Origin of the sequence: Paenibacillus enshidis (assembly GCF_042136365.1) — a bacterium.
Classification (GTDB): Bacteria; Bacillota; Bacilli; order Paenibacillales; family Paenibacillaceae; genus Paenibacillus; species Paenibacillus enshidis.
Genome location: NZ_JBHHMI010000002.1, coordinates 213,114 through 227,019, shown reverse-complemented (window position 1 = coordinate 227,019; position 13,906 = coordinate 213,114). Strand labels below are relative to the sequence as shown.

The 13,906-nt window shown below is 44.9% G+C and carries 15 protein-coding genes and 2 pseudogenes; all 17 read left to right on the top strand.

What is annotated here, in order from left to right; translation table 11 throughout:
• The first annotated feature begins 14 nt into the window (after positions 1-14).
• Positions 15-812 carry a DUF3100 domain-containing protein gene (locus ACE41H_RS03600; RefSeq protein ID WP_375353424.1) on the top strand — a complete coding sequence of 266 codons (798 nt, stop codon included), beginning with the start codon at positions 15-17 and terminating at the stop codon, positions 810-812.
• Positions 809-1,286 (top strand): annotated as a pseudogene (locus tag ACE41H_RS03595) (hypothetical protein). The gene ACE41H_RS03600 and the pseudogene ACE41H_RS03595 overlap by 4 nt, the downstream one beginning before the upstream one ends.
• Positions 1,287-1,569: 283 nt before the next feature.
• Positions 1,570-2,190 carry a helix-turn-helix transcriptional regulator gene (locus ACE41H_RS03590; RefSeq protein WP_375353603.1) on the top strand — a complete coding sequence of 207 codons (621 nt, stop codon included), beginning with the start codon at positions 1,570-1,572 and terminating at the stop codon, positions 2,188-2,190.
• Positions 2,191-2,203: 13 nt separating this feature from the next.
• On the top strand, positions 2,204-3,013 hold the full coding sequence (locus ACE41H_RS03585; RefSeq protein WP_375353423.1) for a pyruvate, water dikinase regulatory protein: 810 nt from the start codon (positions 2,204-2,206) through the stop codon (positions 3,011-3,013).
• A gap of 58 nt (positions 3,014-3,071) precedes the next feature.
• Positions 3,072-4,052, top strand: coding sequence for a class II fructose-bisphosphatase (glpX, locus tag ACE41H_RS03580; protein WP_375353422.1), 981 nt, complete (start codon positions 3,072-3,074; stop codon positions 4,050-4,052).
• Between the two features lie 215 nt (positions 4,053-4,267).
• Positions 4,268-4,987 carry a YebC/PmpR family DNA-binding transcriptional regulator gene (locus ACE41H_RS03575; protein ID WP_375353421.1) on the top strand — a complete coding sequence of 240 codons (720 nt, stop codon included), beginning with the start codon at positions 4,268-4,270 and terminating at the stop codon, positions 4,985-4,987.
• Positions 4,988-5,111: 124 nt separating this feature from the next.
• The gene (locus tag ACE41H_RS03570; protein ID WP_375353420.1) at positions 5,112-5,537 is read left to right on the top strand and encodes a hypothetical protein; all 426 of its coding nucleotides are present in this window, start codon (positions 5,112-5,114) and stop codon (positions 5,535-5,537) included.
• Positions 5,538-5,542: 5 nt separating this feature from the next.
• On the top strand, positions 5,543-5,698 hold the full coding sequence (locus tag ACE41H_RS03565; RefSeq protein WP_375353419.1) for a hypothetical protein: 156 nt from the start codon (positions 5,543-5,545) through the stop codon (positions 5,696-5,698).
• Between the two features lie 40 nt (positions 5,699-5,738).
• Entirely contained in the window at positions 5,739-6,026 is a 288-nt protein-coding gene (locus tag ACE41H_RS03560; RefSeq protein WP_375353418.1) for a hypothetical protein, read from the top strand.
• Positions 6,027-6,313: 287 nt separating this feature from the next.
• Positions 6,314-6,892, top strand: coding sequence for a TetR/AcrR family transcriptional regulator (locus tag ACE41H_RS03555; protein WP_375353417.1), 579 nt, complete (start codon positions 6,314-6,316; stop codon positions 6,890-6,892).
• A 176-nt stretch (positions 6,893-7,068) separates the two neighbouring features.
• The gene (locus tag ACE41H_RS03550) at positions 7,069-7,854 is read left to right on the top strand and encodes an SDR family NAD(P)-dependent oxidoreductase (protein WP_375353416.1); all 786 of its coding nucleotides are present in this window, start codon (positions 7,069-7,071) and stop codon (positions 7,852-7,854) included.
• A 278-nt stretch (positions 7,855-8,132) separates the two neighbouring features.
• Entirely contained in the window at positions 8,133-8,885 is a 753-nt protein-coding gene (locus ACE41H_RS03545) for an SDR family NAD(P)-dependent oxidoreductase (protein ID WP_375353414.1), read from the top strand.
• A 56-nt stretch (positions 8,886-8,941) separates the two neighbouring features.
• The gene (locus tag ACE41H_RS03540) at positions 8,942-10,024 is read left to right on the top strand and encodes an alkene reductase (RefSeq protein ID WP_375353413.1); all 1,083 of its coding nucleotides are present in this window, start codon (positions 8,942-8,944) and stop codon (positions 10,022-10,024) included.
• Between the two features lie 268 nt (positions 10,025-10,292).
• Positions 10,293-11,306 carry an NADP-dependent oxidoreductase gene (locus tag ACE41H_RS03535; protein WP_375353412.1) on the top strand — a complete coding sequence of 338 codons (1,014 nt, stop codon included), beginning with the start codon at positions 10,293-10,295 and terminating at the stop codon, positions 11,304-11,306.
• A 10-nt stretch (positions 11,307-11,316) separates the two neighbouring features.
• On the top strand, positions 11,317-12,324 hold the full coding sequence (locus ACE41H_RS03530; RefSeq protein WP_375353411.1) for an NADP-dependent oxidoreductase: 1,008 nt from the start codon (positions 11,317-11,319) through the stop codon (positions 12,322-12,324).
• A gap of 98 nt (positions 12,325-12,422) precedes the next feature.
• Positions 12,423-12,584, top strand: a pseudogene (locus tag ACE41H_RS03525) (TetR/AcrR family transcriptional regulator); the annotation flags it as partial.
• A 502-nt stretch (positions 12,585-13,086) separates the two neighbouring features.
• Positions 13,087-13,884, top strand: coding sequence for a GNAT family N-acetyltransferase (locus tag ACE41H_RS03520; protein WP_375353410.1), 798 nt, complete (start codon positions 13,087-13,089; stop codon positions 13,882-13,884).
• The last annotated feature ends 22 nt before the right edge of the window (positions 13,885-13,906 follow it).

Sequence of the window (13,906 nt, the reverse complement as noted above, 5' to 3'; positions counted from 1 at the left end):
AGAAGAGACAACCGATGAAATTTAAAGCTACATATATATACTTGCTTGCTTTCGTGCTTTTGGTCATTGCCGCGTCAGAGTTTATAGGTATTCAATCCTTTATGGTCGGAAATATCCGCATCAATCTGCTGCCGCTTGTGTTTGCGATCCTGATCACGATGGTGCTGGGGGTGCCGGTGTTCCGCAAAGGGCTGCTCAAAAAAATTTACAGTCCCGACAATGTGGGCTTTGCGGGAAAATATCTGATCTTTATCATGCTGCCGCTTATGGCCAGATACGGAGCGGATGTGGCTCCCAAGCTGCAGGATATTTTCGCCGTGGGCTGGGTGTTTCTGATCCAGGAGATTGGCAACCTCGGTACCGTTGTGTTGGGGCTTCCTATAGCCATTTTGCTTGGTCTGAGACGTGAAGCGATTGGCGCGACTCTGGGGTTGGGCCGTGAAGGAGAGCTGGCGTATATTTCGGAGAAGTACACCCTGAATTCTGACGAAGGTCGTGGTGTGCTGTCCCTGTACATTATTGGCACGCTGTTTGGCACTTTGTTCTTCAGCATTATTGCGCCGGTGCTGCACGGTTTGGGCTTTTCCATCGAAGCCTTGGCGATGTCGTCCGGGGTAGGCTCGGCCAGCATGATGACAGCTGCGTCGTCGGCGTTAGTGTCACAGCAGCCGGATATGGCGGAAACAATTAATGCATACGCGGCTGCCAGCCAGCTGCTGACAAGCTTCCTGGGCACGTATACGATGGTATTCCTGGCCGTTCCGCTGCAGCGTTTGATGTACAAACTTTTCGTAAGAGGTGGAAACAAGTGAGTAAAGGCTTGAATCAATACGTTAAATATGCACTAATTCTTCTGCTGAGTGTCTCGCTCATTTTGTTTACGGAGCAAATGAAGTTCTTGAAGGCCGGCGAGGGTGGACATGTAACCTGGGGCACGATCAGCGGTCTTGCTGTTCTGTGGCTGTTTTCCTTTATCGGCATTTTAATATCACAGCTTATGAAAAAACAGCCCCTCAAATTTCTCGCCGAATTCCCGGTGCTGGGCTGGGTATCGATCACGTCCCTTGTATTCTGTCTGATTTCCGATGTGTTTGTTAACGCGATTGCACAGGTGAATTTCCTGTCGATCACGACACCGATTCTGGCCTTCGCCGGTATTTCTGTCGTGGATCGTCTGGCGGATCTGCGCAAAACGTCCTGGCGGGTCGCCATCGTTGCCATTTTTGTATTTACAGGCACCTAGCGCGATTCTGTCGGAAATCGGATTGGCACTGTCAAGCAAATAGTCATTTATGTTACCCAAGCGAAGGAGTGCCCGGAAAGGTCTATTGACCTGGGGCACTTCTTTCTTTTGTTGTGCGTTCTGCGAACAAATCATTCCTCTAATTGCTGTTGTCCTCCACCTTAACCCCTATTTATGGTGTTAATACACCTATAGGAATTATTTATGACGTTATATATGCTGTAATATGTTGCGTTATCATTATTTATGACGTATTATATGTTTAAGTTAATTGTTGGAAAGTGGAACAAAGCGGAGGGATCAACATCGAACTAACGCCAAGACAGATGGAAATCGTAAAAATTGTGCAAAAGCATGCCCCAATCACAGGGGAACAGATCGCAGAGATGCTGAAAGTGAGCAGGCCGACACTGCGCTCGGATCTGTCGAAGCTCGTCATTCTGAATTATATCGACGCCAAACCGAAGGTTGGCTACTTCCTCGGCCAGAAGGGCAATACGAGACAGGAAGAAAAGTTTAAAATGCTGCAAAAGAAGGTCGGGGAAATTCACAGTGTTCCCGTCATTGTGAGAGAAATGACAACTATCCAGGATGCGGTGGTGTCGCTGTTCCTCGCCAATGTAGGCAATCTGATCGTTACGGATGAGAAAGGGAACCTGGCGGGAGTAGCTTCAAGAAAGGATCTGCTGAAGGTGACGCTGGGCAACCCGACGGCCGGGTCTATTCCGGTCAGCATGGTCATGACCAGACAGCCCAATGTCGTAACCGTATCCCCGGAGGATACCATCCTGGAGGCGGCGCGCAAAATTATTGCCCACCAAATCGACAGTCTTCCGGTCGTCATACCGTCCGACTCCGAGAAGCCGGGGTCCCATTGGAAGGTCGTGGGCCGGATTACGAAAACCAACATTATCAAAATGCTGCTCGACATGGTTGCCGAGGATTAACGGGAGGAATGAAATGGTACAGTCGTTAAGTCACTTTATTGCGATATGCTCGGACTCGATCGGGGAAACTGCAGAGGCCGTCGTGCAAGCGACGATGCGGCAGTTCGATTTGCCAAACACGGAAATCAAACGTTACATGAATGTCAGAGATGAAGAGGAATTAAGGCAGATGATGGAGGAGGTTGCGGAAAGAGGCGGCTTGGTCGCCTATACATTGGCCCTTCCGGAGCTGCGGGAAGCGATTAAGGAAGAAGCGGTGCGTTTGAATGTGCGTGTGGTGGACGTGATGGGGCCGATGATGCAGGCGGTTGCCGATACGTTCAATAACGATCCCTTCGAGAAGCCTGGACTTCTTCACCGTATGGATGAACCTTATTTCAAAAGGGTGGAGGCGATGGATTTCGCCGTACAATACGATGATGGCAAGGATGTCAGCGCGATTCTGAAGGCGGATATTATTCTGCTTGGCGTATCACGCATATCCAAAACCCCGCTGTCCATGTTCCTGGCTCATAAAGGCTACAAAACCGTCAATTATCCGCTCGTTCCCGAGCTTACGCCGCCGGCTCAATTATATGAAAGGCTGGAGGGCAAAATATTCGGCCTGACCATTAACGCAGAGCATTTGCTCAAGATCCGCAGCGAGCGCCTCAAGGTGATGGGACTGCCGAATAATGCCCAGTATGCTTCAATGGAACGTATTCAGGAAGAGCTTGCATATGCCAACCGCATTTTCGGGGAGCTGGGTTGCCCGGTTATCGATGTGACGGATAAAGCGATTGAGGAAACCGCGGGTCTGATTCTAAATGACCTATTAAGATAAATTATACAAATGAGATAAATTGTACAAACAAAACAATATTAATTTGGAGGGATGAGGAATGGAGAGTCAACTGGCATTGGAATTGGTGCGAATTACGGAAGCGGCAGCATTGGAATCGGCAAGATGGATCGGCAGGGGAGACAAAAACAGCGCCGACGATGCAGCGACGACTGCCATTCGCAGCCATTTTAACACCGTTCCGATGGATGGCACCGTGGTCATCGGCGAAGGAGAAATGGACGAAGCGCCCATGCTATATATCGGTGAGAGGGTCGGCAACCGCAAGGGACCGAAAATGGATATCGCTGTGGATCCGCTGGAGGGAACTGAAACCGTCGCGAAGGGGCTGAATAATGCCATCTCGGTTATTGCAGCGGCTCCCCAAGGAAGTCTGCTTCATGCGCCAGATATGTATATGCAAAAGCTGGCCGTCGGACCCAAGCTGGCAGGCAGTCTGTCACTCGACGATCCTCTCGAGCAGACCCTGGCCAAAGCGGCGCTGCTACTGGATCGTCCTTTGACAGATCTGACGGTATCCATCCTGGATCGTGAACGTCATCGCTCCATCATTGAAGTGCTGAGACAAGCGGGTGTACGCATCAAGCTGCTCGGACATGGGGATGTCATGGCAGCCATCGACACCTGCACAGAAGACAGCGGCGTTGATCTATATATTGGCTCTGGAGGCGCCCCGGAAGGTGTGCTTGCCGCCGCGGCTATGAAGTGCATGGGCGGTGATATCCAGGGCCGACTGCTACCCGACTCGGATGAAGATATCGAGCGCTGCAAGCGGATGGGGATCGAGCAGCCGGAGCGCCTGCTGACCATGGACGATATGGTAGGACGGCAAGGCGTGCTGTTTGTGGCTACAGGCGTGACGTCCGGCGATTTCCTGCAAGGAGTTCGCTACCTGCCGGGAAGCCGTGCGGAAACCCACTCGGTAGTCATGTATTCCGAAACGAAAACCGTCCGTTTCGTGCGGAGTGTTCATCAGTTGAAAGAGCAGCTTGGCACATTGGCTCAAGCCGTTTCATTTTGAATAATTTGTAAGACTCACTGCAAATGCGAGCCGGCCTGAAAATGAAGGCCGGCTTCTTTATTTTCGAAGCTTCATAGTGTAAAACGAGTTGGCGCACAGTGTCTGTGAGTCTAATGGAGCTTGTTCAAGCGCTTTTTAGGAGCTATAATATAAAAGGTTATGTTTGAAACGAAAATGAAGTTTCTAGATTCAATATAGAAAGAGAGCGGAACAGTATGGGTCGTAAATGGAATAATATCAAAGAAAAGAAGGCGTCCAAGGACGCCAATACGAGTAAAGTATATGCGAAGTTCGGCGTAGAAATCTACGTGGCTGCCAAGAAAGGCGAACCGGATCCGGAATCCAACCGTGCTCTGAAGGTGGTACTGGAACGCGCTAAAACTTATAATGTACCTAAAGCCATTATTGACCGTGCGCTGGAGAAGGCCAAAGGCAGTGCGGATGAAAATTATGAAGAGCTGCGGTACGAAGGCTTTGGTCCTAACGGCTCCATGATTATCGTGGACGCGCTGACGAATAACGTGAACCGCACGGCGCCTGCTGTACGTGCTGTATTCAGCAAAAACGGCGGCAACATGGGTGTAAGCGGCTCGGTGGCATATATGTTTGACGCAACGGCCATCATCGGCCTCGAAGGAAAAACGGTCGACGACGTTATCGAAGTTATGCTTGAAGCGGATGTGGATGTGCGTGACGTGCTGCAGGAGGACGAGGCTGTCATCGTCTACGCGGAACCGGATCAATTCCATGCCGTGCAGGAAGCGTTGAAAAATGCCGGAGTTAACGAGTTTACCGTTGCGGAGCTGACAATGCTTCCACAGACGTATGTAACGATTCCGGAAGACGGACAGGCACAGTTTGAGAAGCTCATTGATTCTCTGGAAGACCTGGAGGATGTGCAGCAGGTTTATCATAATGTGGAGTTTGAAGAGTAATATTTAAATAGTATAGTTATTAAGCGAACTCGCTTTTTGTATGGATTTATTCATATAAAAAGCGAGTTTTTTTGTTGATCACTTTGTTATAATCTTGTCAAACAAATGAGAGGAGGAAAAAACCTTGATTCGCATTGAAAAAATGACGTCATGCACCATTGATGAGGCCGTGCAGGCCTGGAACGACGGCTTTGAAGGGTATTATTTTAATGCTGCCACCACACCGGAGGCGTTTTTGAAAAGAATGGTCGCAGAGGACTTGTCGCCCGCGCTTACATTGCTCGCGTTTGACGGAAACCAGCCCGTCGGGATCATAATGCATGGTACACGCACCGTGCAGGGCAGTTGCCATTTTACCGTATCTCCCATCCCTGGCAAACGCACTGGCAGAGTGCAAAGGATGGCGAGGCGGTCATCCTCCGCAGCGGGCAGGGAGAAGCGACGGGATATGCCTATTACCGTAAAGCATTTAATCCGGATGGCGATCACATATCCACCACTTTGTATCAGTGTGAAGTGCTTCCTGACCACCCTGATAGTGAATATTTGATACATATGATGTTAAGCCATGTGTTTGGCAAATTTGCAGAAAATATTAACCGTATCGTTCCCAATCTGCCCAAAGGTGCGAGCCCCCTGACCGGGGCAACCCTGAAGCAAATCGGATTTTCCGTGTATGCCGAACAGGTGCAGATGAGCCGTCAGCTCTGATCTGCGCCCCAAAATTCTATACAAAATTAGCAGTATGGATTTGGAGGACTACACGACGGAAGAGGTAAAGGCCAAATATCCTAATCTTCCGATTGGCGGCAAGCTTCCGAACCCGCTGGCTGATCTCGTAAGTAAGGGGACCATTACAAAAGCCCAACAGAATGCCATTGATCAGGCGCTCAGCCAAGACAAACAAAAAGCCATCGCAATCGGCCTTGATGAACATAAAAGCAACGAAGAAGGGCTGAGAGAAGCCCTGGCCGGTATTGTAGCCGATGGCACGATTACGCAGAAACAGGCAGATATCATCGTTAATTTGTTTAAATAAAGCGGTTTGAGGGGCAGCCAAAGGTCTCAGTGACCCTAGGCTGCCTCTTTGTATCCATCCTTATTATTTTGCTTTCGGAACATTTCATGTTTACAGTTCTAAGGTGACATGGTATGTTATATGAAATTTTCCAACGACAGGGGGAGCGTTGTATGATTCGCAAGCTGACTGAAGCTGACCGTGAGAGAATGTGAGAATACTGGTAAATGGAAAAAAAGTGTATTTAGCACGCTTTTTATTTACTGATCGTTCTCAATATGTTAAATTAATTGAAGGAGGGAAATGAAATGTCGAGAAGTAAGGAGTTTGATGAGACCGAGGTATTGGATAAAGCGATGCAGCTTTTTTGGGAACAAGGCTACGAGAAGACCTCAATGACAGACTTGGTTAAGCATATGGGAATCCATCGGAGAAGTTTATATGACACATTTGGAGATAAGCATACCCTTTTTCTAATGGCGTTGGATCGTTATGACAATAAAATCAGTGATGCTCTTTCAAGAGGAGTTAATCGATCCCGAAATGCTAAGGAAGCACTCCAATCTGTTATTAACATTATGATCTGCGGAGAAGAAAACTCGCCAACAGGATGTCTAATGGTAAATTCGGCAGTGGAGTTGGCTGTGCGCGATGCTGCTGTTAATGAAAAATCTATTTGTGCGTTCTTAAAAGTAGAGCAACTCCTCAAGGATATTATTCTTTGGGGGCAGAAAGAAGGTGAATTCACCTCTGAGTACGATGCTGAGGAATTAGCGGAATATCTGCATAATGTAGGAGTCGGGTTAAGAAGTATGTTAAGAACTTCAATTCCTATAGAGAAACTTCAGCGCATAGCCAATATGTCAATGAGGATTTTGGAAACATGAACAGCCCTTTATTTTCTCATTTTTAGAATGAACATTCTTGTATTTTGTGTTATTTTTAGCACAAACTAAGATCCACAAACAAAATTGTACACTTTTTATTGCTAGTATTCGCTGTGACTTAGAAAATGCCATGAACCGATAATTGTTCACACAAAAAATAGAGGTGAAATTGTAGGATGAAAAAAACTGTACTTATTACAGGAGTATCAGGTGGAATTGGGAAAGAGTTAGCGGATCGTTTCGCTAAGGATGGATTTAATTTGGTGTTAGTGGCTCGTAGTAAGGGGAAACTTCTTGAGCTTGCAAAGGAATATCAGAAGAAGCATGGAACCCATGCGGTAGTCATTGCCAAGGATGTTGCGTCACCTGGCGTACCTGAGGAGATTTTTACAGAACTTAAGGAGAAAGGGATCGTAGTTGACTATCTTGTTAATAATGCCGGCTTCGGCTTATATGGAAAATTTTTGGAGACGAGCCTGGAAGAAGAAACGAATATGATTGATGTTAATATTAAGGCTTTGACAATTATGACAAAACTGTTCTTGCCGGACATGGTCAAAAGAGGTCAGGGCGGCGTGATGAATGTAGCTTCCTTGGTGGCTTTCTTTCCGGGACCTATGATGTCCATTTACTACGCAACGAAAGCATATGTTTTATCATTCACCGAAGCTCTTGAAAACGAACTGAGTGGTACGGGAGTGACTGTGACGGCATTATGCCCAGGAGTTACGTCAACCGGCTTTGTAGACCGTTCGGGCATGGGCGATTCAAAATTGATAAAGAATGGTGCAATCATGGAGGCTGGTCAGGTGGCTGAGGAAGGGTATAGGGGCTTCTTGCGTGGCGATACTATCATCATACCTGGGGCTCGCAACCGACTAATGGCCTTTATTCCGCGGTTACTGCCACGCAAATTGGTTACCCGTATGGTTAGATCCACACAAAACAGAACGGGGCATTGATTTCACTTTCTACAAGCTAAATTCACATTCTGCAATAATTATCAAAAGCTTTTTATCAAGTATGAAGAATAATTGTGCTCTGTCGTGGGGAAGATGTAAGTTATCTTAAGAATTTCAACCGCTTAAAAGTTAAAGATACAAGTCAAATTACCTTGATAAAAATACTTTACTGATCGTTCTAAAAATGATAAGATTGCTCTAGGTTAAAAAATGTTCATTATGATAAAAATAGAACGATCATTCTCTAATGGTCGCTCAAATTAAAAGGAGAGAATTGCATGAAGTATACAGTAATTACTGGAGCAAGTTCAGGAATTGGTTATGAGACTGCGTTGGCGTTTGCTGCTCGGGGAAAAAACTTGATCATTGTTGCCAGAAGATTAGATAAGTTAGAAGAACTTAAATCAAAGGTTAAGGAGATAAATTCAGATCTTGATGTTGTTGTTGTTACAAGTGATCTCTCGGTTACTGATCAGGCATACAATTTATATAAGGATTTGAAGAAATATCCGATTGAAACATGGATTAATAACGCAGGGCTTGGAGAAGGAGCCTTTGTTGCTGATCAAAAATTGGAAAAAGTAGAGAATATGCTGAGAGTGAACATTGAATCCTTGACAATTCTTTCTACGCTCTATGTTAGAGACTATGCTGATGTAGAAGGCGCTCAGTTGATTAACGTATCTTCAGCACTTGGATATGCTATCGCTGTAGGCAGTGTCACATACTCTGCATCCAAATATTATGTTAGTGCCTTTACTGAAGGGCTTGCTAAAGAATTGGAACTAAAAGGTGCAAAATTAAAGGCGAAAATTCTAGCACCAGCTATTACGGAGTCAGAATTTGCACAAAAATCAATAGATGCTGAAGCTTTTGATTTTAAAGCAAACTTGCCTAAATATCATACTGCTAAGGAAATGGCTGGTTTCATGGTGGAGCTGTATGATAGCAACGAAGTGGTAGGCATTGTAGATCAAAATTATACTTTCAATTTAAGAGGACAAATTTATCCAGTGATTTCAGAATTTTAAATATAGTTGTAAATCTATCCACTCAATTAATCTGACTTCAATCAGGAGGAATAAAGATGACGAAATTATGGAGTAAAACAAAAATTGGAAACATGGAATTGCCTCATCGACTAGCGATGGCGCCAATGACACGCAGTAGAGCACAAGAAGATGGTACACCTGGAGAGTTGGCTGCACTCTATTATGCTCAACGTGCCTCCTTGGGACTTCTAATTACGGAAGGTGCACAACCATCAGACGATGGTCAAGGATACTTAATGACACCTGGGATCTATACAGAAAAGCATATTGAAGGATGGAAAAAGGTGACCAGTGCCGTACATGAAGCAGGCGGATACATCTATATCCAGTTAATGCATGCTGGTCGTGTGTCACACCCTGACAATACACCGCACCATCGACAACCTGTCGCGCCATCTGCAATTGCTCCGGGGATAGAAACGTTTACAGCTACAGGTATGCAGGAGATCCCGGTACCACGTGAACTAAGTAAAGAAGAAATTCAAACCACCATTCAAGATTATCGAAAAGCCGCGGCTGCAGCTATTGCAGCAGGTGCAGACGGTGTTGAAATTCATGGAGCAAACGGATATTTAATTAACCAATTTATTGGAGAAAATTCAAACACGCGGACTGATGAGTATGGTGGTTCTATAGAAAATCGCGCTCGCTTTGCGATTGAAGTAGCCAAAGCTGTCGTTGATGAGATTGGCCCAGAGAGAACTGGCTTCCGCATTTCTCCAGGGACGCCTCTTGGCGGAATTCAAGATGGTGAACAAGGGCCAGAGCTTTACCGTTACTTGACGAAAGAATTAGCTAAATTGAATTTGGCTTATCTTCACGTCATGCACCTTGGAAATGATGAATTACTTCAAGACATTCGTTCCTTATGGACGAATCCGTTATTAGTCAATCGCGCTGGACGGACACTAGAAAATATCAGCGTTGATATCGATAGTGGTCTTGCAGATCTGGCACCTGTTGGGGTATGGTCATTAGCTAATCCGGATTTTGTGGAACGGCTTAAAGCAGGCGCTCCATTAAATGAAGCAGATCCTGCAACATTTTATGGTGGCGGGAGCAAGGGGTATACGGATTATCCTACATTGAAAGAATTAGAGCACCAGGAAAGTAAGTAATTGGCTTCAAATTAAAATTGAAAATTATAGAAATAGAAATGCTCAAAATGGCGTACAACTGAAAAATTGTACGCCATAAATTTATCTATGAAAAAAACGACTTAAGGAACAATTTTTTTAGAGAAATCCTATTTGGGTTCTATACTAACAAGTATTTGCTGCTTTGATTAACTGATGAATTATGGAAATATCTTTTATCAAGCATTGCTTTTTGCTTTGATCCATTTGCACTTCTATAAGGAAACAAACGGAAGGATGTTAATGAATAATGAAAACACTTATGAAAGCAGCTCAAATTACCAAGTATTCAAAAGAACTCCATGCTCAAGTAAATGATATTCCAATTCCGGAAATTGCTGACAACGAAGTTTTGGTAAAGGTCAAATCCGCCGCCGTCAATCCACTCGAAATGTTAGTTATTACAGGTAGCGTGAAACTGATTCAAGATTATAAATTCCCGCTGACACTTGGTAATGAATTGGCAGGAATTGTTGAAAAAGTAGGGAGAAATGTAAAAGGATTTTATATAGGTGATGAAGTCTACACACGACTACCACTAAATAAAATTGGTGCTTTTGCGGAATATGCTGCGATTGATGCTGACGCAATTGCGCCTATGCCTAAAAATTTGTCCTATGCAGAAGCCGCTGCCGCAGCATTGACCGGGCTTACGGCGTATCAGGGCTTGCATGAAGAACTTGAGGCACAGTCTGGAAAGTCTGTATTTATCCCAGGTGGATCGGGTAGTTTTGGTCAAATGGCTGTCCCGATTGCAAAGGCTATGGGGCTAAAGGTTATTGTTAGCGGCAACTCACAAGCACGCGAGCGTACTTTAGAAATTGGTGCAGACCAATATATAGATTACACCAAGGAAAACTATGTTGATTTGTTGTCAAATATTGATTATATAATTGATACCTTGGGGCCAAGGGAATTCGATAATGAATTGAAAATTATTAAAACAGGCGGAAGACTGCTCTCTCTGAAAACGGGACCAAATAGACGTTTTGCAGAAGATCATCATCTTCCATGGTGGAAACAAAAGCTATTTTCTGCTGTTGGAGCAAAATATGATAAAAAGGCCAAAAAGAAAAATGTGGAATATCGTTTTATCTTCGTTCGTTCTGACGGCGCACAGTTAAAAGAAATTACCAAAATTATTGAAGAAAATAATATTGTTCCGCCGCTGCATCCAAAACAGTTTACGATTAGCGAAATAAATGAAGCGTTAGAATTAGTCGCAAATGGACGTCCAAAAGGGAAGGTGATTATAAATTTCTAAGGAGAACACGATGAAAGCAGTCCAAATAAACGGTTACTCGAAAAATCTGAAGGCTCACATCAATGATATACCCATCCCCAGAATAGACAAGCACCAGGTATTAATAAAAATGTATGCTGCAGGTGTTGATCCACATCTCAAACTAGCGATTAATGGAAAGGTGCGTGTATTTGACCAATATAAGTTCCCATTAACGCTAGGCATTGATGTTTCAGGTGTAATTGAAGCGGTGGGTCAAGACGTTAGAGATTTAATAACAGGTGACAGTGTATATGCGCTACTGCCCCTGAATACAATGGGAGCTTTTGCAGAATACGTTGTTGCTGATGCAAGTATTGTTGCGAAAATGCCCAAAAATCTTTCTTTTGAAGAAGCCGCAGCAGTTCCATTATCAGCTTTGACGGTTGTGCAGGCATTGAATGTACTGAAGGTGAAAGCTGGCTCGAAGCTGTTCATTCCCGGTGGAACGGGGGGCTTCGGACAAATTGCCATTCCGTATGCAAAATCAAAAAAACTTTTTGTAGCTGTCAGTGGTGATGAATCGTCTCGCCATGTAGCATCCTCTATTGGTGCAGACCATTTTATTGATTATCAAAGGCAAGATTATGTTAAGCTACTGAAAGATTTCGATTACGTGATTGACACCCGAGGTGCAAGCGAGTTCAGGAAAGAATTAAGTATATTAAAATCTGGTGGGAAATTGTTATCATTGATTGCTGGGCCCAATGCACGTTTTGCAGCTCGACAAGGTGGATTTTCAACGATACAGAAATTTATTTTTAGTGCGATTGGAATGCCATTTGACATAGCGGCGTATCTTCAGCATAAAACATATGATTTTTTATATGTTCAGCCCAATGGCGTTCAATTAAAAAATATTACTCAATGGATCGATGAAACAGGTGTGAAACCAATAATTGATTCGACATTTCCATTTTCACAAGTGAATGAAGCTATTGCAAAAATCGCACAAGGAACAGCCAAAGGGAAAATTCTTTTAACTATACCCAGGAGGTAGAAACAATGTTATCCATGGCTCAGATCTCCCAAGATCGGTATTTCACGTTATACCTACAAGTTTGCTGAATGCTCACTTCAATGTAAAATGAAAGAGCTATTCATCTTTTTTGGGTGCAAGGTTATGAAAAAACTTCGATGCAAGAATTGGTTGAGTATATGGGCATTCACAGAAGAAGCATCTATGATACTTTTGGAGATAAGCATGCCTTATTTATGAGGGCACTTAAACGATATGAGACTATCCAAAAAAAAATGAGGTTACTAGGGCGTGTCTGAAAACTAGCTATTGCTTCAAAAGCGAAGCTGTAGCATAATTTTACCAAAATGAAATCATAAAGGAAGAGGTAAAGGCCAAATATCCTAATCTTCCGATTGGCGGCAAGCTCCCGAACCCGCTGGCTGATCTCGTAAGTAAGGGGACCATACACAAGCCCAACAGAATGCCATTGATCAGGCGCTCAGCCAAGACAAACAAAAAGCCATCGCAATCCGGCCTTGATGAACATAAAAGCAACGAAGAAGGGCTGAGAGAAGCCCTGGCCGGTATTGTAGCCGATGGCACGATTACGCAGAAACAGGCAGATATCATCGTTAATTTGTTTAAATAAAGCGGTTTGAGGGGTAGCCAAAGGTCTCAGTGACCCTAGGCTGCCTCTTTGTATCCATCCTTATTATTTTGCTTTCGGAACATTTCATGTTTACAGTTCTAAAGTGACATGGTATGTTAGATGAAATTTTCCAACGACAGGGGGAGCGTTGTATGATTCGCAAGCTGACTGAAGCTGACCGTGAGAGAGTGATGATGCTGGTGGGCCGGGAGCCGTCTCTCAATTTGTTTATTATTGCGGACGTGGAGAATTTCGGCTTTGAAAGTGATTTCCAGGAGCTGTGGGGAGAATTTGATGTGGTTGACGGCCGCCTAAAGGCTGTGCTGCTGCGGTATGATGGCAGCTACCTTCCTTATGCGGAGGGAGAATTTGATGTGCAGGGCTTTGCGGAGCTTGTGTTATCCGGCAAGAAAAAGGAAATGGTATCCGGCTCATCGCCAATTGTGGACCGTTTGGCCCAAGAGATCAGCTTTACGAAGGAGAAACGCCTGTTTTTTGCAGAGCTTATCACTCTGCAGGAAAAAGGCGAGACAGAAACGGGTATTAATTTTCAGATCAACCAAGCCGGTGTAGAGGATGTGGAAGCGGTCTGTTCCCTGCTCGACCAGATTCCGGAGTTCAGCTCAAGTGGGGAATCCATGCGGAGCGGCATGCGACGCACGTTGGAAAGCCGTACGGGCCGCAGCTATTTCGTTGAAAAGGACGGGAAGGTTATCGCGGTTGTATCGTCCACGGCGGAAAACTCGCTGTCTGCGATGATTGTCGGGGTGGCTACACATCCCGAATACAGAGGACAAGGGCTGGCTTCGTACCTGATGCGGCGCCTTTGCGCTGACCTTTTGGCAGAAAGCAGGACCGTCTGTTTGTTTTATGACAATCCGGTTGCAGGTGCCATTTACAAGCGGCTTGGCTTTAAGGATATCGGCGGCTGGTCCATGATGTACATATAGTAGTTTTATTTTTATCCATCCA